Origin of the sequence: Rohdeia mirabilis, from assembly GCA_007750655.1 — a bacterium.
In the GTDB taxonomy this organism is placed as follows: Bacteria; Planctomycetota; UBA1135; order UBA1135.
This window is the reverse complement of record CP036290.1, coordinates 2,879,917-2,897,301: the sequence shown is the minus strand read 5'-3', so window position 1 is coordinate 2,897,301 and position 17,385 is coordinate 2,879,917. Positions and strand designations below refer to the sequence as shown.

Sequence of the window (17,385 nt, the reverse complement as noted above, 5' to 3'; positions counted from 1 at the left end):
GGCCGCACTCGCCCCCCAACCAGGAACACCATGATCCTCTCGTCCCTCATCATCGCCGCGGCGCCGCTCGTCGCGCCGCCGCCCGTCCCGTGGCAGGAGCCGGCGCCGACCTCCGTGTCGGAGGCGGCCGCTCCGGCGCAGACGGCGGCCACGGTCCACGCAGAATTGCGGGCCGAACTCGCGGAGGCGGTCGCACGGCGCGAAGCGGCCTTCGAGGAGCTGCGCGCATCCGACGCGTGGAAAGCAGCCGAAGCGGCCAGGAACAACGACGCCCTGAACGAGATGTACGCCGCGATCCCTTCGCCGGATCACGACGGACTCTCCCGGCGCGCGCTCGAGGCCGCGGCCCGGTTCGACGGCGATCCGGACCAGGCGCTGCTGCTTGAGTTCGCCAACGAGTGGGCCACCGAACCGGAGGTCACCGCCGCCGCCCTCGAAGGACTCACCGAGAAGCATCCCGCGCACACGGCACTCTTCGCTGCGACGCTGCGGCTCGGCTACCGGGCGCGCTCTCTCGGAGATGAACGGTTCGCGGCCCTGGCCGAGCGCGTCCTCCAAAGCGACGCGCCGCCCGAGACCAAGGCCAACGTGTTGTTCGCGCGCATGACGTCGATCGCTCGCAGCGTGCGGCGCGGCACCCCGTTGTCCGCCGAGCAGCAGGCCGCTCACGACGCCGATCGCGCGCGCATCCTCGAGATCGCGCCCGAGTCGATCGCGGCCTATCGCGTGCTGGGCGAGCGCTTCGAGGCGGAGCGCTTGCAGATCGGGATGGTCGCTCCGAACATCCTCGGGACCGACCTGTTCGGCGAGCCGATCAGCCTCGAGCAGTTCCGCGGCCAGGTCGTCGTCATCGACTTCTGGGGCGACTGGTGAGGCCCGTGCCGGGCCATGTACCCCCACGAGCGGTCGCTCGTGAAGAGACTCGCGGACGCGCCTTTCACCCTGCTCGGCATCAACAGTGACAAGGACCTCGACACGCTGCACGCGCGGCTCGTCGAGGAGAACATCACTTGGCCGAGCGTCTGGAACGGACCCTACGGCACGTCCGGACCGATTTCCGCGCGCTGGAACGTCAGCGGCTGGCCGACGATCTACGTGCTCGACGGGCAGGGCGTCATCCGCTTCAAGAACGTGCGCGGCGCGCAGATGGACGCCGCGGTGGACGAGCTGTTGCGCGAGATGGGCATCGAGCCGCCACCGGTCGAGGACGAGGGGCACTGAGCGGGACGTTCGGTACGGCGTCAGGCACGAAAGTGCCACCTGCCGCCGCGTCGCTGCGAATCGCAGCGTCTCGGCGCGGCAGGTGGCACTTTCGTGCCTGACGCCGTACCGAACGTCCCGCTCACTCCCAATCCGCCTGGAGGGTGCGGACGACCGACTCGACCAGGGCGCTGTAGGCGAGGTCGGTGGTGAGGCGCTCGCCGAACACCGATGCGAGTCGTCTACAGGTCGAGATCGAGATGTCGAGTCGGGTCGCGAGCTCCAACTGGGTGGCGCCCACGAGTTGGCGGCCGAGACCGACGAGGAGGCTCCCGCGGAGCAGCTCGTCGCCGCTCGCCGCGCTCGCACTCACGCGGTCCACCTCAGCGACGAGAGCGGGCAGGCTGGTCAGTGGGAGCCAGGCGGTCCCACCGTCCGCGATGTTCGCACTGCGTCGAAGGCGTTCGACGACACGTCCCGCCGGCCGATCCAGGCTCTCCTCGGTGCCCCGCTCGTGGCGTCGGCCTCGCACGCGTCGTTCGATCGACTCGCGAACGGAGTCCGGAATTCCAGCGCAGGCACGTTCTCGATAGCGCTTCGGACTGAACGCCTCGAGCTCGTCGCGACGCATCTGGTCCGATTCGACCCAGCTCCGTTCGAGCCACGGTGCACCCCGTGAGCGGGCGTAGTGCCAGGCGCTGCCGAACGGGTAGTTGCAAGGATCGTCGCCGATGCCCGCGACGACCACGTTGTTGTCGATGTACCGCACCAGGTTCCGACGATAGGTCCCTCCCTCGACGAGCTTCGACCCGAAGCGGCCGCGGACGAGCGCCCCGTCGCGCTTCCGCCGTCGATTGAAGTACCGGCTGTACGACGTCTGGACCCACTGCATCGCTGCACTCAGACTCCCATCGGGGCTGCGAATCAACAGGTGGTAGTGTGTGGCCAAGATGGAGAAGGCGTGGACTTCGAGCGTTCCCCGGCGAACCTGCCATGCCAGTGCCGCGAGGAACGCTCGCTTGTCGCGGACCGTCTCGAAGATCGGGCGTCGCGCGATCCCGCGGTTGTAGACGTGATGCCAGAGTCCCGGTGCGTCGTATCGAGGAGTTCGAGCCATGCCACCAAGACCGCACACGACGACGCGGGGTTGCGACCTAAGGTGAATAGATTGTCGGTACGGCGTCAGGCACGAAAGTGCCACCTGCCGCCGACGACGCTGCGAATCGCAGCGTCTCGGCGCGGCAGGTGGCACTTTCGTGCCTGACGCCGTACCGACAATCTAGCGCCGGGCGAAGGCGTCCAGCTCGCGCTCGAGCTCCGCCTTGCGCTCCGCGGTCGCGAAGCTCGCCTCGATGCCGTTGCGCGCGAGCGTCACGAGCTCGTCGCGCCCGAGCCCCAGCGCACCCGCCATCGCCACGTAGTTGTCGGCCACGTAGCCACCGAAGTAGGCCGGGTCGTCCGAGTGGATCGTGGCGCACAGCCCGGCGTCGAGCATCGCGCGCAAGGGATGGGCACGCAGGTCCTCGACCACGCACAGGGCCAGGTTCGACAGCGGACAGACCGTCAAGGGCATGCGCTCCGCCGCGAGCCGCGCGACGAGCTCCGCGTCGTCGAGCGCCGCGTTGCCGTGGTCCACGCGGCTGACGCCCAACTGGTCGAGCGCGGTGCGCACGTACTCGGCCGGCCCCTCCTCGCCCGCGTGCGCGACGGTGCGGAAACCCGCCTCGCGCGCGGCCGTGAACACCCGCGTGAACTTCTCCGGCGGGTGGCCCTTCTCGGACGAATCGAGACCCACTCCGACGATCCGCTCGCGGTGGGGCAGAGCGAGTTCGAGCGTCGCGTGCGCGTCCTCCTCGTCGAGATGCCGCAGGAAGCACATGATCACCTCCGAGGTGATCCCGTGCGCGCGCCGTCCCGCGTCGAGCGCCGACGTGATGCCGTCGAGCACGGCCTCGAACGCGACGCCGCGCGGCGTGTGCGACTGCGGATCGAAGAAGAGCTCGACGTGACGAACCTGGTCGGCGTGCGCCCGCTCGAGGTACGCCGCCGTCAGATCGTGGAAGTCCTCGGCCGTCCGCAGTACGTCGCAGCCGGCGTAGTACAGGTCGAGGAAGTCCTGCAAGCACCCGAACGAGTAGGCCGCGCGCAGGGCGTCGACGTCTTGGTAGGGCAGCGCGATCGCGTTGCGCTCGGCGAGCCGCATCATCAACTCGGGCTCGAGCGAACCCTCGATGTGCAGGTGCAGCTCGGTCTTGGGCAGCGCTCTGGCGAAGCGTTCGATCTCGGCAGTGGGGCGCGGGTACGACATCGCAGAGAGGATAGCGCCACGCGCTCGGCGTCCGCGAACCTCGCTCGCGTCACTCTCCCACGAGTCGCGCTTCGTTCCCCTCGACGACCACCTCGGCGGGGATCGGCATCGAGTTGAAGGTGCTGGCCATCGACAGTCCGTAGGCACCAGTGTCGTGCAGGCACAGAAGGTCGCCGACCCGGCACGCGGGGAGGTCGCGCGGGGCCGGCTCGCCGCCGAGCGCCTGGGTGAACACGTCGCCCGATTCGCACAGGGGGCCCGCGACCATCGTGGGACGCGTCGGCGCGCCGTCGCGGCCGACGATCGAGATGCCGTGGTAGGCGCCGTAGACCATCGGCCGGCACAGCGCGTTGAAACCCGCGTCGACGAGCACGAACGGCATGCCGTCCACGTCCTTCACGGCGCGCACTTCGCTGAGCAGCACCGCCGGCTTGGCCGCGAGATAGCGTCCAGGCTCGACCTCGAGATCGAGCGCGTGTCCGAACTCGGCCGCCAGCTGGTCGCGCGTGTCCGTCCAGGCTTGCGAGTAGGCACCGAGATCGAGTTCCGGGTCGCCCTCGCGGTACGGAACCGGAAGCCCCCCGCCGGCCGAGATCGTGCGCAGGCTCGGCCCGACGCGGCGCGCCGCACTCGCCAGCGCCGCGCAGACCGAGAGCAAGTGCTGCATGTCGGTGCCCGAGCCGATGTGCATGTGCAGTCCCGTGACCTCGAGGCCCGCGGCCCGCACGCGCCCGACCGCCGCATCCAGGTGCGTGTGCCAGATCCCGTGCTTGCTGGCCGGACCGCCCGTGTTGACCTTGGTGCTGTGGCCGTGTCCGAAGCCGGGATTCAGCCGCAGCGTGACCCCGCGCGTCCCGTCGAGGGCCACGCCGCGGCGCGCGAGTTCGCCCGCGTACTGCTCGATCATGTCCTCGCTGCCCAGGTTCACCGGACAGCCCAACTCGGCCACGAGCGGCAACGAGCGGCGGTCGAAGAGGTCCGCGGTGAAGCAGGTCTGGTGCGGCTCGAAACCCGCGGCCAGCGCGCGCGTCAGTTCCCCGGCCGAGACGCAGTCCACCCAGGCTCCGGCGCGGCGGATCGCGTCGAGGAACTCGGGGCCGCTGTTGGCCTTCATGGCGTAGCGCACCACGTCGAACGCGCCGAGGTCCGCGACGCGACGGGGCAGTTCGTCGAGACCCTGGACGTAGAGCGGCGTGCCGAACTCGTGCGCGAGCGCCTGGAGCAGATGGTCGGGAAAGGGGCGTTGCATGGACGTGTCTCCCGGTGCGGGCGGCTCACCATGCCAGCGACGCGGCCTCGGTCAAGGCCAGCCTGTTGGGTTCGGTCGTGCGAACGGGATGGGGGGTGTCGGCTCGTCGCCGACACCCCCCGCGGGCCTACGCGCTGCGCTCTCGAGGACGCGCGACCCCTCTCAGGGGCAGACTTCGAGCTTGAGTCCGTTCGACAGTGCCCAACCCTCGATCTGCGAGGCGTCCGGGGCGAAGGTCTGGAAGAAGACTTCCAGTCCGGCCAGCGTCGGGTTCGTGGGCAAGGCGACGTTCATCGTCGACGTGCCGGCGGTGGCCCCATTGACGAAGTAGCCATAGAACTGGAACACGTCGATGAGGCCGGTTCCACCCAGGGCGGGGAAGGAGCTCGCGGCGAAGCCGACGGCCGTCACGCTCACCGGGCCGGTGATGCCGGTGGTCGTGACCTGGAAGATCCCGCCGAGGCCGTCCGAGCCGCCGCCGGTGACGTCGAGGACGTTGGCGCCGCCGAGTCCGACACCGTAGGTCTCCCAGCCGCAGGGCTCGGGCAGGTCGAGGACGAATGCCTGGGACGCGAACGGGTTCGGGCCGCCGGGCCACGCCGAGCCCACGATCGTGCGGCCGTCGGTCGAGATGTCGGTCGCCGCCCGCAGGACCATGCCCGCGGGCAGGGTCAGGCCGAGGACGTTCGTGACGTAGTCACCCAGCAGGATCGCGCCGGTCGCCTGGGTCCAGATGAACGCATCGGGCCCTCCGGAGAAGGGGCTGCCGGCCGTGCCCACCACGATCGAGCCGTCGTCGGAGACGCCCATGGCCGTGGTCGGGAACGAGGTCCCGGCCGGCTTGCCGAGGTCCTGGGGACCGGTGGCTTGCGTCCACAGGAATGCGCTGTCGCTGCCGTGGCCGACCGCGATCTCACCATTGGTCGAAAGTCCCCAGACCTCACCGGCGCCGATCTGGTTCCCGGGGGTGTTGACGAGCAGCAGGCCCTGCTGTCCGTTGGAGCGCCAGAGCGCCGCGCGCCGCTGGCCGTTGGGCGCTTCGTCCCAGCCGCCGACGATGTTCCCGTTACCGGAGATCGCGTTGCCGCGGGCGCTGCCCGGGCCGGAGACGGGCAGCGCGGTCAAGCCGCCCGATGCGGTCCACCTGAAGGCCACGGCCGAGCAGCCGATCCAGCCCAGGCCGGTGCCGGCCGTTCCGTCGTCCGAGAGGGCGTAGGCCGTCCCGAACTCGGGGCAGCCGCCGGAGCCCGGGGACACTTCACCGAGGTCGGTCCAGGACGTCCCGTTCCAGATCGCCGGTTGGGCCGGGCTCGTGCCGCTGGCACCGAAGATGGTCTGGCCGTCGGCGGACAGGTCCACCGCGCCGTCGGTCCCGCTCCCCGTCAGCGTCGTGAGTCCGGTGGTGCGGTCCCACAGGTAGGCGGAGCCACCGCTGGTGCGACCGACGACGAAGCGCCCGTCGGGGGACACGGCTTCCGCGCCGCCCGAGGTGAGGATCGTGAAGGAGGCCTGGGCGAAGGCGCTCGTGGACATGAGCCCGCAGAGGGCGATTCCGGGAAGGAGGCGCATGGACTGGAGGGGTGAAGGGTGTGGGGATCGAGCCGGAGGGGGAGCCCCGGTTGCGGCGGCTCGTGGCGCTCTGGTGTTTTCACTGGTGACATTACTGCGGATGGCCGGGCTGTCAAGGCTATGATCGGGGGGGCCCACCGAGGGCCGCTCCATGTCCCCGTGGGGACCGGACCGACCCGAGCTGACCGACCTGCTGATCGCCCATGCCGAGCCCTCCGCCCACCCTCGTCCGCCCTCGACCGGAGTTCCTCGAGGACTTCGAGACCCGGGCGGCGGGACTGCGCGCCGCCCTGACCGAGCTCCTGGCCTCTGTGGACGCCGATCCGAGCGCCCCCCAGGACGTGTCTCGGCGCTTCGGGATCAATCGCACGATGGCCTGGAAGGTGTGCCGGACGGTCACCTCCCAGGACACCTGCGAGGTGGTCCAGCACCTGCTCGGCGACTCCGGCGTGCGCATCCTCGTGGCCGCCTTCGAGGCCGAGGGTGCGCCGCCCGCGGTGGCGGCTGCCGTGCACGCGGCGGTCGACGCCTTCGATCACATGGTGGCCGAGCACGCTGGCAGCCGCGCCGGACTCGAGCTCATGCTCACGAGCATGCTGCCCGAACGCGTCGACCCGGCGCGACTCGAGTCGAGCCACGAGCTGGCCTTCCAGGGCAACAGCGCCGTCCACGGTGTCCAGACCCGCACGCGCTTCGGGGCGCAGGTGGTCGCGCCGAACGCCGAACAGCCCGATCGCGTCGACGTGGCTATGGTCACCGGCCACGCGGGCTTCCGGCGCCTGCGGCCCGTGACCGGCTGGCAGCTGAGCAACAGCCGGGTGTGGGGGGACGGGGTACGGCCACACCACGAGCCGCTCGACGCGAACCTCGCGCCCGGCGACGTGCCGCTCTTGCGCCAGTTCTGTTCCGGCGATCTCCCAGCCATCACCGAACGCGCCGAAGGCGCGACCCGCTACCACGAACTCGGTCCGGGCCCGGTGGGCAACACGGCCGCTTTCGACGTGGTCTTCGGCTGGCTGGACCGTTCGCTCGCTCCGATCTACGGGGACGCCGCCGACGACGTGGCCGAGCACGGTCTGGTGCAGGACACGCCAGCCGAGACCTTGCACTTCGACCTGCTCCTGCACCACGCGCTGCCCGTGGAGACGGTGCCGCGCTTCTGTCTCGTCAACCTGGCCCAAGGCCGTCCGCAGCCGCCGCACTCGCAAGCGACCTCGGCTCAGTTGCCCTGGAACACCAAGGTCCAGTCGTTGGGGCGGCCGCCGTCGTTGGCCGCGCCCGGTTTCGCCGGCTACGGCGACGTGATCGCCCACGCCTGCGAGCGAATGGGGCACGGACTCGATGGGTTCCGCGCCTATCGCGTGACCCTGCGGTACCCGCCCGTGCCATCCCTCGTCACGCTCTACTACCCGCTCGCACAGCGGAGCTGAGCGCGTCTCAGACCGACGCGACGAGCGCGTTCGCGAGGCGTTCGAGGTGGTGATCGGAGTGTTCGCTGGTGACCACCAGGCGCAGATACGCGCCGCCCGGGCCGCCGGGATAGCGCATGAGCGGCACGTCGATGCCCGCCGCTAGCAGCTGTTCGTGCACGGCGCGGGTCGCCGCCTCGTCGTCCAGCATCAGCGCCCGGACGGGGAAGAGGATCTCGCGCTCGATCGGAGCGGGATCGACCGTGTCCACGATCGCGTGCAGGCGCTCGGCGTTCGCGAAGGCGCGCTCGCGCAACGACGGCGTCGTGCGCACGCGCCGCAGGGCCTCGAGCGCGGCACCCGTGGCCAGCGGTGTGAGGCCCGTGGTGCAGGCGTAGGGACTCGTCGCGCGCACGGCGTCGACGACCGCGCGACTGCCGAGCACCGCTCCGCCCGCCGCGCCCAGCACCTTCGACAGGGCGACGACGAGCACGTCGCGCTCGCCGAAGAGGTCCATCCGCTCGGCCGCTCCGGCACCGCGTTCGCCGAGCAGTCCGAAGCCGTGGGCGTCGTCGACGATGACCCGTTCGAACCCGGCGCGAACCAGGCCCTCGATCGGAGCGGAGCGCGCCGCGGTCGGAAAGGTGCCGTCCGTGAACGCCATGGTGCAGCCGTCGGCGCGCGCGGTGTCGAGCAGGTCGCCAGCGCCCAGGACCACGTGTCCGCCGCCCGCTCGCACCGCATCGGTGATGCACGGATGGGCGTCGACGTCGCACCACACGCGCGCGCCGTCCCGCACCAGTGCCAGGCCGAGAGCGAGGTCCGCGAGCGCCGCGTCCGGCAGCACGGCGCAGGCCTCCGCGCCGGTGAAGTCGCGCAGTTCGGCCTCCAGCTGCTCGTGCAGCACGTTCGTCCCGCTGGTGCCGCGCGCCGCGCCGGCACTGCAACCGAAGAGCGCCAACGCACGCTCGGCACCGGCCTGCACGTGCGCGTCGTGGGCCAGGCCCAGGTAGGAGCAACCGCCGAAGAACAGGCGTTCGACGCCGTCCTCGGCGGTGCGGCGCGTGGCGCTCGAGTGGCGGTGCGCCGTGCTCATCGGGAGTTCGTGCCGTCGAACCCCGCCAGTCGAATCGTGTCCATCGTGTGCAGTCCCGGCGCGGCGTCGAGCAGCGGACGCACGCAGTTCAGCACCATCGCGCTCGTGCCCACGTCGCCGTGCACGCCGCCCGCGATCGTCAGGTCGATCGGCGGATCCCCGTCGACCAGCACGCGGTCGTGGGGCTCGGCTTCGCCGATCGAAGCCTTGAACTCGAGGCGCACGACCACGTCGCCGGCCGCGTTCCAGCCGGTCCCGACCTGGCGTACACCGGCCGCGTTCCCGACGGGGATCGGGCCCAGGTCGCAGACGAGCTCGCGCTCGGCCAGGACCGGTTCGAGCGTCTCCTCGGTGCGCTCCACGCGCAGGCCGAGGCGCGCCGCGACCAGGGCGAGACTCTCGAGCAGTCCGACGTGGCGCAGCGTGCCTTCCCGTTCGCGCGCGGCGAAGGCCTCGCGGTCGAGCGTCGCGCCGATCTTCTGCTGGAACGGCACGCGCCGCGTCGTCGCGTCCTGCACGCGCCAGATGTCCACACGCCGCACCGCGTTGCACGCCGCGGTCGCGACCACCGGCAGCGTGTCCATCAGGAAGCCCGGATTGATCCCGGTGCCGAGCAGCCGTCCACCCGTGCGCTTCGCGAGCGCGTCGAGCTCCGCCGCCAGTTCGGGGTGCCGCAGCTTGGGCCAGAGCAGCTCTTCGCAGGTGGAGACCACCGTCTCGCCGCGTTCGAGGAGCGTGCGGAACGTGTCCGCACAGCGCCTGAGGTCCGAGGCGGTCGCGACGATCACCGCGTGGTGCGGAGCGTCGAGCGCGGCGACCAGGTCCGAGGTGATCATCTGGCCGTGGAAGATCGTCCCGACGGTGTTCGGAGCGAGGTCGACGGCCCCGGCGACCTGGCCGAGCCCGCGGGCGACGAGGTCGTCGGCGACGCGGCGTCCGAGGGGGCCGAGACCGACGTGGACGAGGCGGAGCATGGGAAGCGAGGGATCGAGTGGAGACGGTTGGCGTCCCGCGACGCGCGAGGGGGCGGGATGGTAGCAGCCGCCCGGGCCGCGGCGGACGGGGCCAGGACCTGGCCCTTCGCTCCGGGCCCTTCGCTCTGGGACGATGGGGGCATGGTCCAGCTCGTCACCACTTCGTTCGCCCTCGCCGCCGTCGTCGTCACCGGCCTCGTCGCGAGCCTCGTTCCGCCAAGGTCCACCGCACGGGCGGCTGCGGCTGCGCACACGTCGCGGACCGAGGAGCCCGGCTCCGAACTCCTCGAGGTCCTGTGCGGCATCGACGTGCTCGAGCGCGACGACTTCGCACCGCTCGCGGATCGCCGCGTCGGTCTGATCACGAACCACACCGGGCTGTGTCGCGACGGGCGCCGCACGGTCGACGTCCTGTGGCGCGCTCCGAACGTCGACCTCGTCGCGCTGTTCTCGCCCGAGCACGGGTTCGAAGGCGTGCTCGACGAGGAGGGGATCGCTCACGACACCGATGCCGGAACGGGCCTCGTCGTGCACAGCCTGTACGGCGAGACGCGGCGTCCGACCGCAGCGATGCTGGAAGGCCTCGACGTGCTCGTGTTCGACATCCAGGACATCGGCTGCCGCTTCTACACCTACGTCTCGACGATGGGGCTCGCGCTCGAGGCGGCGGCCGAGCACGGCGTCGCCTTCGTCGTGCTCGACCGGCCGAATCCGCTCGGTGGAGACCTCGTCGAGGGGCCCGTGCAGGACGCCGGGCTGCGCTCGTTCGTGGGCTTCCACGAAGTTCCCGTGCGTCACGGCCTGACCGTGGGAGAGCTGGCGCGGATGTTCGTCACCGAGCGCGAACTCGACGTGGCGCTCGAGGTCGTGCGCGCGGAAGGGTGGCAGCGCGCCGCGACGCTGGATCGCACGGACCTGGTCTTCACCGCGCCGTCGCCCAACATGCGGCGGCTCTCCCAGGCCCTCTTCTATCCGGGCGTCGGCCTGCTCGAGTTCACCAACCTCAGCGTCGGGCGCGGCACGGACACGCCGTTCGAGCGGATCGGTGCGCCCTGGATCGACGGACCGCGGTTGGCGCGCGCGTTCGCGTCCAAAGGGACTCCCGGCGTGGCGGCGACGCCGGTGCGCTTCGTCCCCGCGTCGAGCGTCCACGCGGGCGAGGTCTGTGAAGGCCTCGACCTGTTCGTCACGGACCGGTCGGTCTTCCGCTCGCTCGATCTCGGGTACGCGATCGCGCAGTGCTTGCGCGAGCTGTACCCGGAGGTTTGGGACCGTTCGCGCTACGACCGGCTGCTGGGCGACGCCGACACGCGGGCGGCGCTCGAGGAGCAGCGGCCCACCGCCGAGGTCCGGGCCGCATGGGAGCGCGAGACCGCTGCGTTCCGCGCACGCCGCGCGCCGTTCCTGCTCTACGACTGAGCCACGGGCGCGGCTCGTGTGAGCCTCGGTCGCCGCTATCATCGCCGGCCGCTCCCGACACCGCTGGGGCGCTCGCATCCGACCTCGACCCTCGATCTTCGACTCCCCCATGCTCGACTCGCGCACCCGTCCCCGCAGCGCCTTCTTCCGCGGCGTGCGTCGCTTCTCGTCGCAGGTCCTGTTCGCCGGCTTCCTGGGCCTCGCGAGCTCCTGTGCCGGGATGTCCACGGGGGACCGCGGCGAGCTCGTGATCGTCGGCGGCGGCCTGCGCGCCGACAACGCGCTCGTGCTCTCGGCCTTCACGGAAGGCGCCGGCGAACGCGTGCTCGTCCTGCCGACGGCCAGCGGAGTTCCCGAGGAGAGCGGTCCGGGCACGGTCGAGGACCTCGCCGCCCACGCGGACTTCGGCCAGTCGATCGAGGTGCTCGAGATCCTCCACACGACGCCCGAGCGCGCCGACGACCCGCACTACGTCGACCCGATCCGCGACGCCGATGCGCTCTGGTTCACCGGCGGCGACCAGTCGCGCATCACGGCGGTCTTCCGTCCGCTCGGCGTCGACACGCCCGCCTATCGAGCCATGGTCCATGTGCTGCGGCGCGGTGGCCGCGTGGCCGGTTCGAGCGCCGGTGCAGCGATGATGAGCGATCCGATGATCGTCGGCGGCACCAGTCGCGCCGCGCTGCTCGACGGAACCGCGGGCGGCCGTTTCGAGCTCGGCCTCGGGATGGGCTTCTTCCCGTTCGGTCTGGTCGACCAGCACTTCCTGCGGCGCGGGCGGATCGGTCGTCTGGCGGTCGCCCTCGAGGAGACGGACACGCGCTTCGGGTGGGGGATCGCCGACAACTGTGCGCTCGCGGTCGACCTCGAAGGTCGGAGCGGGCGCCCGCTCGGCGAACGCGCCGTGCTGCAGATCGATGCGCGCGATCTCGAACGCGACGGGCGCTCGCGCCGCGGGTTGCGCGTGGCGCTCCTGTCGACGGGCGACACGATCGACTTCGCCACGGGCGCGGTCGTCCTCGCCGGCCACAAGCGCGCGCTCGAGCCGCTCGACCGCTTCGACGCGCGCTCGTTCGTCCCGCTCGAGCCCTTCGGCGACGACACCCTGACACACCTCGTGGAGCGGCTGTCGACCGACCCCACCACGCCCCAGCGCGCCGAACTCGACGGCATCGCCCTCGTCGTGCGCGCCGACGCCGACACGCGCTTCGTGACCGGTGACGCGACGCTCGTCGGGTTCTCCGCCACCGGCGTCCTCCTCGACCTCGAGGTCGACGCGGACGCGGTGTCGGCGGCGCGCGCGAGGAACCGGCGCTGATGGCGGCGGACACGTCGGAGGGTTCGCCGGCGCCGGCGGTCGGAAGGATGCCCGGGACGCTCGTGATCCTGGGCGCCATCCTGCTGCTGTCGGCCCTCGCGACGCTGTTCCTGCCGCGCGGTGAGTACGCGCGCGAGACGCGCACGCTGACGCAGTTGAAGCCGCACGTGGTGGCCGAGGGCGAGACGCTCGACGCACTGCTCGCGGCCACCGGCGCGCCCGCCGACACGAAGCTGGGCGCCGTGCTCGACGCGAGCACGTCGCAGCCGGTCGCCGCGCTCGTTCCGGGCACGCGCGTGCTCGTGCCGCGACCCGGGCTGACGCGCGACACGATCGTTCCGAACACCTACCGGCGGTTGAGCGACGAGGATCCGCGCTCGTTCGGCGAGAAGGTCTCGGTCGCCGCGCGGGCCGTGGCACTTGCGCCGATCAGTGGCTTCGAGGCGCGAGCGTCGGTGATCGGCTTCGTCTTGATGATCGGAGCCGCGTTCGGCGTGCTCCTCGCCACCGGGGCGATCGACCGGGCGCTCGTCAGCGGCGTCACGACCCTCGGGGACGGTCGCGCGCGCCTGTTGATCGTGCCGGCCTCGATCTTCCTGTTCAGCGCGTGCGGCGCGACCTTCGGCATGGGGGAGAGCACGATCGCGTTCGTCCTCGTGACGATCCCGCTCGCGATCCGCCTCGGCTACGACACGCTGACCGGGATCACGATGTGCTACCTCGCGTCGCAGGTCGGATTCGCGGGCGCGTTCTTCAACCCGTTCACGATCGGTGTCGCGACGAGCATCGCCGAACTGCCCTACCCGAGCGCGCTCGCCTTCCGCGTCGTGAGCTGGTTCCTCGTCACCGCCACCGCCGCACTCTTCGCCATGTGGTGGGCGGCGCGGGTCAGGCGCGATCCGTCGCGGTCGCCCACGGCGGCCCTCGACGCGCGCTGGCGCGAGCGGCTCGAAGGCGGGGACGTCGGACACACCGGACTCTCGCTGCGCGACTGGTCGGTGGTGCTGGTCGCTCTGGGGACGCTCGTGTTCTCGGGCGTCGGTGTCGCCGTCTGGGACTGGTACATCACCGAGATGGCGGCGTTGTTCGTCGTGGCCGGAGTCCTGGGCGGATTCCTCGGCGGCTTCGGCACGGCGCGCATCGCGAGCGAGTTCAAGGACGGCGCGGCGACCATGGTCGAGCCGGCGCTGATCATCGCGCTCTCGGCGGGCGTGCTCCAAGTGCTCGAGGCCGGGCAGGTGCTCGACACCGTACTGATGGCGCTCGCGGCGCCGCTCGAGCAACTCTCCCAACCGGTCGCCGCGACCCTGATCATGGGCGGCCAGGCCGTCGTGAACTTCTTCGTGCCCTCGGGCTCCGGACAGGCGGCGTTGACCATGCCGGTGATGACGCCTCTGTGCGACATCCTCGCGATGGACCGTCAGGTCGGCGTGTTGGCGTTCCAGTTCGGCGACGGGTTCGGCAACATGCTGATTCCGACGTCGGCGGTGCTGATGGGGGTGCTCGGTGCGGCGCGCGTGCCCTGGTCCGTGTGGGTGCGCTGGGTCTGGAAGCTGATCCTCCTCCTGCACGTCATTGCGGCCGTTCTCCTCGTCGTGGCGCTGAACGTCCCGCAGGCCTGGCTGCGCTGAGCCGCGGCGCTTCCTCGTGAACCCGACCATGCCCACTCTCGAACTCATCACGGACGCCGACCTCTACGCGCCGCAGCACGTCGGTCGGCGTCATCTGCTCGTCGGCGGCGGTCGCGTCCTGTGGATCGGAGCCGAGCGTCCCGAGCTTCCAGCGGCGCTCGACGTGCGGGTCACCGAACTGGGCGGTCGGCGCCTCGTTCCAGGCTTCGTCGACGGACACGCGCACGTCACGGGCGGCGGCGGCGAGTCCGGCTACGGCTCGAGCGTGCCGCCGCAGCAGGCCGGGGCCTTCGTGACCGCCGGCGTGACGACCGTGGTCGGCCTGCTCGGCACCGACGACTGTGTGCGAACGACGGGCCAGCTCGTGAACGCGGTGTACGGACTGCGTGCCCAGGGACTCGGAGCGTTCTGTCACACGGGCGGCTACCACCTGCCGCCGACGACGCTGACCGGGTCGATCCGCGGCGACATCGTCCACGTGGATCCGATCCTCGGTTTCGGCGAGTTGGCGATCAGCGACCACCGCTCGAGCCAGCCGACCTACGACGAGTTCCTGCGCGTCGCGAGCGAGGTCCACACCGCTGGATTGATGACCGGGAAGGCCGGCATCTGCCACTTGCACCTGGGGGACGGCGTGCGCGGGCTCGAACTGGTGCGGCGCGCGCTGGACGGGACCGAGCTGCCGGCGCGCACGTTCAACCCGACCCACGTCAACCGCAGGCGCGCTCTGTTCGAGGAGGCGCTCGAGCTGACGGCGCGCGGCGTGGTGGTCGACATCACCGCGTCGCCCGAGGACGGCGCTCAGGTGCCCGACGGACCCGACGCGGACCTGCCCGCGAGCTTCGCCGTGCGCCAGGTGCTCGCGGGGGTGGCGGCGGGCCGGGTGCCGAAGAACGGTTGGACGGTGAGCTCGGACGGCGGCGGGTGTCTGCCCGTGTTCGACGCCGAGGGCACCGTCACGCACGTCGACGTGGGCCGCGCGAGCACGCTGCCCGCGCTGCTGGCGAACCTGCTCGAGGGTGGGTACGAGCTCGCCGACGTCCTGCCGGGCCTCACCACGAATCCCGCGCGCCTGCTGCGACTCGAGGGGCGCGGATCGGTGACGGTGGGCGGGCGCGCCGACCTGGTGGTGCTCGCCGATCGGAGCCACGCGGTGGACGAGGTCTGGTGCGGCGGCGAGCGCTTCGTCGCAGCGGGCGAACTGGTGCGCGCCGATCCGTTCTGAGTCGCGCGGCGCGGGTTCGATCGCTGAACCGCCACGGGCTCGACGGGACACAGAGACCTTCGCGGACAAGAGGACCGTCGCGGACAAGAGCCTCGGCCCGGACAAGAAAGTGGCGCCCCGACTCCGCGAGGAGTCGGAGCGCCGGTTTTCTCTCCCCGCGCCCAGTATCGCGCACGGGGGCCTCGGTTCATCAGGGCGTCGACGACTTCTTCTCGAGGAAGAGCAACTGGCCGCCTTCGACCAAGTCGTCGTCGCGCAGGCGCGAGCTCGGGTTGAACTGCTCCTGGTCCTCGAGCCCGTGGGCCTGGACGTCGAACAGGAACAGTGTTCCGGCGTCCTCACCGAAGAGCTTGGACACGTCGACGATGCCAGAGCTCTCCCAGGCGCCGGTCACCCCGGCGTCCACGTCGACCGCGAGCGTCGGATCGAGGAGCGAGCCGTCGAGGACCACGCTGCGATCGATGTTCACGATGCGCTCGGTGGCACCCGTGGTCGGATCCACCCGCACGATGCCCGCCTCGTTGGGGTTGACGGCCCCCGGGCCGAAGAGGGGCTCCATGCTCGCCAGAGTGTCCGTCTCCGCGCGGTCCTCCTGGACGTAGATCATGCCGTCGGCCGACCACTCGAGGTTGTCGGGCGAGCGCAGGGCGCGGGTGGGGTCGGCGTCACCGTCGTAGATGATCGTGACCTTGCACTTCATCGTCTTGAAGTTCGTGTCGAAGCTGTAGAGCGTCCCGAAGGTGTCCACGCCGTCCCCGGTGACAGGATCGACGGCGAAGTCATCGACGCCCGTCGAGGCCAGGACGAACTCGGTCCTGTCGTGCGGGTTGACCGCGACGTCCTCGGGGCGGGAGAACTGGAACGCGCCGAGGGCGTCGGCCTGCAGCCAGAGGTTCGCCTGGGTCGGGAATCCGAACTCGTCGTAGCCCGTCGAGCCGTCGACCGACTTCGCCGCCATGTTGGGCGAGTTGTCGATCTGGACCCACGATCCCTTCAGCGTTCCGCTCCCGTTGAAGTCGAGCGGCGAGCGGGCTCCATTCTTCGCGACCCACACGTACAGGTCGCCGTAGGCCAGGCCGTTGCGCTCGACGAAGTCGCCGAACCAGTACTTCTTGCCCACGTACAGGAACATCGGAGCCGCTTCAGCGATGCCGTCGCCATCGAAGTCGAAGGGCGACGAGTCGTCCGACAGGGCGACCGCGACGTAGCTGCTCTGAGCGATCTTGTTGAGAATCTTGTTCAGGAAGGGGAACTGCGGGAAGAGGTCGTTGTTGAACTTCTTCGCGTTCAGCGGAGTGACGTTCTCCCAGGCGCCGCGGCCCAGCCAGGGCAGTTGCCACAGGTCGCCCGAATCGGCGTCGAGCGCCCACTCCGCGCCACCGATGGGGTTGAAGGCCGTTCCGTCCTCTTCGCCCGTGAAGAAGATCGTGTCGACGAAGTTCAGCTTGCCGCCCTCGACGAGGTTGGCCGAGCAGAGACGTCCGAGGCCGCCGAAGCCCTCGGTCAGGAAGCTCGTGTCCGTGGCGGCGTCGCCATTGGCGTCGTAGATCCGGTCGAACGCGAGGCCGCCGTCGACGATCTGGCGCGTCGCGCGGTCGATGTCGAAGTACGACACGCGGGCGCCGGTCATCGTGAACACGCCGCCTTGGCCGTTGCCGACCTCGTAGGAGTTGCCGCGGAAGCTGAGCAGCTCGTGGTTCGCGAAGACGCGGACGGTGTCCTTGTTCAAGCGGTAGGCGGCCAAGCCGTCCAGCACGCCGACGGGGGTGTAGCTGCCGGCCGAACTCGGGTTGAGGGCACCGGTCGTTCCGGTGAGAGTCTCACCGATCGTCAACAGCGGAGAGCTGACTTCCCAACCGGGAAGCGCCTTCGCCATCGAGTCGCTCGACGATGCGGACGCGTGGACGGACGTGGTCAATAGGCTGGCCGCGAGTGCCAGGTACGAGGCAGTTTCGAGAGTACGCACGGGTTCCTCCTCCGTGGGTTG

At 70.8% G+C, this 17,385-nt stretch carries 14 protein-coding genes; 7 read left to right on the top strand and 7 right to left on the bottom strand.

Annotated elements, in window-relative coordinates; translation table 11 throughout:
* Window positions 1–30: 30 nt before the first annotated feature.
* Together Pla163_RS19010 and Pla163_RS10770 are read left to right on the top strand one after the other, a co-directional pair.
* Window positions 31–873 carry a peroxiredoxin family protein gene (locus Pla163_RS19010; protein WP_419185812.1) on the top strand — a complete coding sequence of 281 codons (843 nt, stop codon included), beginning with the start codon at window positions 31–33 and terminating at the stop codon, window positions 871–873.
* A 15-nt stretch (window positions 874–888) separates the two neighbouring features.
* Window positions 889–1,221, top strand: a complete 333-nt coding sequence (locus tag Pla163_RS10770) for a peroxiredoxin family protein (RefSeq protein WP_145187783.1) — start codon at window positions 889–891, stop codon at window positions 1,219–1,221.
* 121 nt (window positions 1,222–1,342) lie between these two features.
* Here Pla163_RS10770 and Pla163_RS10765 read toward each other — a convergent pair whose 3' ends face one another.
* The 4 genes from Pla163_RS10765 to Pla163_RS10750 form a co-directional block, all read right to left on the bottom strand.
* Entirely contained in the window at window positions 1,343–2,317 is a 975-nt protein-coding gene (locus tag Pla163_RS10765) for a transposase (protein ID WP_145187780.1), read from the bottom strand.
* A 162-nt stretch (window positions 2,318–2,479) separates the two neighbouring features.
* Window positions 2,480–3,508: an adenosine deaminase gene (locus tag Pla163_RS10760; protein ID WP_145187777.1), complete on the bottom strand. Its 1,029-nt coding sequence runs from the start codon at window positions 3,506–3,508 to the stop codon at window positions 2,480–2,482.
* Between the two features lie 49 nt (window positions 3,509–3,557).
* Window positions 3,558–4,757: a diaminopimelate decarboxylase gene (lysA, locus tag Pla163_RS10755; protein ID WP_145187773.1), complete on the bottom strand. Its 1,200-nt coding sequence runs from the start codon at window positions 4,755–4,757 to the stop codon at window positions 3,558–3,560.
* Window positions 4,758–4,919: 162 nt separating this feature from the next.
* Window positions 4,920–6,326: a hypothetical protein gene (locus Pla163_RS10750; protein WP_145187770.1), complete on the bottom strand. Its 1,407-nt coding sequence runs from the start codon at window positions 6,324–6,326 to the stop codon at window positions 4,920–4,922.
* Window positions 6,327–6,529: 203 nt separating this feature from the next.
* Here Pla163_RS10750 and Pla163_RS10745 point away from each other — a divergent pair, with 203 nt between their 5' ends.
* Complete coding sequence (locus Pla163_RS10745; protein WP_145187766.1) at window positions 6,530–7,756, top strand: hypothetical protein; 1,227 nt, start codon at window positions 6,530–6,532, stop codon at window positions 7,754–7,756.
* Between the two features lie 7 nt (window positions 7,757–7,763).
* On the opposite strand, the gene Pla163_RS10740 is transcribed toward Pla163_RS10745, so the two are convergent.
* Window positions 7,764–8,831 carry an aminotransferase class I/II-fold pyridoxal phosphate-dependent enzyme gene (locus Pla163_RS10740; protein ID WP_145187763.1) on the bottom strand — a complete coding sequence of 356 codons (1,068 nt, stop codon included), beginning with the start codon at window positions 8,829–8,831 and terminating at the stop codon, window positions 7,764–7,766.
* Window positions 8,828–9,805, bottom strand: a complete 978-nt coding sequence (locus Pla163_RS10735; protein WP_145187760.1) for a dihydrodipicolinate reductase — start codon at window positions 9,803–9,805, stop codon at window positions 8,828–8,830. The genes Pla163_RS10740 and Pla163_RS10735 overlap by 4 nt, the downstream gene beginning before the upstream one ends.
* A 141-nt stretch (window positions 9,806–9,946) precedes the next feature.
* Here Pla163_RS10735 and Pla163_RS10730 point away from each other — a divergent pair, with 141 nt between their 5' ends.
* The 4 genes from Pla163_RS10730 (at window position 9,947) to Pla163_RS10715 (ending at window position 15,398) form a co-directional block, all read left to right on the top strand.
* On the top strand, window positions 9,947–11,224 hold the full coding sequence (locus tag Pla163_RS10730) for an exo-beta-N-acetylmuramidase NamZ family protein (RefSeq protein ID WP_145187757.1): 1,278 nt from the start codon (window positions 9,947–9,949) through the stop codon (window positions 11,222–11,224).
* 109 nt (window positions 11,225–11,333) lie between these two features.
* The gene (locus Pla163_RS10725; protein ID WP_145187754.1) at window positions 11,334–12,542 is read left to right on the top strand and encodes a cyanophycinase; all 1,209 of its coding nucleotides are present in this window, start codon (window positions 11,334–11,336) and stop codon (window positions 12,540–12,542) included.
* Window positions 12,543–12,589: 47 nt separating this feature from the next.
* Window positions 12,590–14,173 carry a YfcC family protein gene (locus tag Pla163_RS10720; RefSeq protein ID WP_419185811.1) on the top strand — a complete coding sequence of 528 codons (1,584 nt, stop codon included), beginning with the start codon at window positions 12,590–12,592 and terminating at the stop codon, window positions 14,171–14,173.
* Window positions 14,174–14,201: 28 nt separating this feature from the next.
* Entirely contained in the window at window positions 14,202–15,398 is a 1,197-nt protein-coding gene (locus tag Pla163_RS10715) for an amidohydrolase family protein (RefSeq protein ID WP_145187747.1), read from the top strand.
* A 190-nt stretch (window positions 15,399–15,588) separates the two neighbouring features.
* Here the strand turns inward: Pla163_RS10715 and Pla163_RS10710 are convergent, their stop codons facing one another.
* A complete protein-coding gene (locus tag Pla163_RS10710; RefSeq protein WP_145187744.1) occupies window positions 15,589–17,364 on the bottom strand; it encodes an alkaline phosphatase PhoX in 1,776 nt (591 codons plus the stop codon).
* Window positions 17,365–17,385: the final 21 nt, after the last annotated feature.

Coding starts and splice junctions, on each gene's coding strand:
- Pla163_RS19010 (WP_419185812.1), top strand. CDS start 31: ATGATCCTCTCGTCCCTCATCATCGCCGCGGCGCCGCTCGTCGCGCCG.
- Pla163_RS10770 (WP_145187783.1), top strand. CDS start 889: ATGTACCCCCACGAGCGGTCGCTCGTGAAGAGACTCGCGGACGCGCCT.
- Pla163_RS10765 (WP_145187780.1), bottom strand. CDS start 2,317: ATGGCTCGAACTCCTCGATACGACGCACCGGGACTCTGGCATCACGTC.
- Pla163_RS10760 (WP_145187777.1), bottom strand. CDS start 3,508: ATGTCGTACCCGCGCCCCACTGCCGAGATCGAACGCTTCGCCAGAGCG.
- lysA (WP_145187773.1), bottom strand. CDS start 4,757: ATGCAACGCCCCTTTCCCGACCATCTGCTCCAGGCGCTCGCGCACGAG.
- Pla163_RS10750 (WP_145187770.1), bottom strand. CDS start 6,326: ATGCGCCTCCTTCCCGGAATCGCCCTCTGCGGGCTCATGTCCACGAGC.
- Pla163_RS10745 (WP_145187766.1), top strand. CDS start 6,530: ATGCCGAGCCCTCCGCCCACCCTCGTCCGCCCTCGACCGGAGTTCCTC.
- Pla163_RS10740 (WP_145187763.1), bottom strand. CDS start 8,831: ATGAGCACGGCGCACCGCCACTCGAGCGCCACGCGCCGCACCGCCGAG.
- Pla163_RS10735 (WP_145187760.1), bottom strand. CDS start 9,805: ATGCTCCGCCTCGTCCACGTCGGTCTCGGCCCCCTCGGACGCCGCGTC.
- Pla163_RS10730 (WP_145187757.1), top strand. CDS start 9,947: ATGGTCCAGCTCGTCACCACTTCGTTCGCCCTCGCCGCCGTCGTCGTC.
- Pla163_RS10725 (WP_145187754.1), top strand. CDS start 11,334: ATGCTCGACTCGCGCACCCGTCCCCGCAGCGCCTTCTTCCGCGGCGTG.
- Pla163_RS10720 (WP_419185811.1), top strand. CDS start 12,590: ATGCCCGGGACGCTCGTGATCCTGGGCGCCATCCTGCTGCTGTCGGCC.
- Pla163_RS10715 (WP_145187747.1), top strand. CDS start 14,202: ATGCCCACTCTCGAACTCATCACGGACGCCGACCTCTACGCGCCGCAG.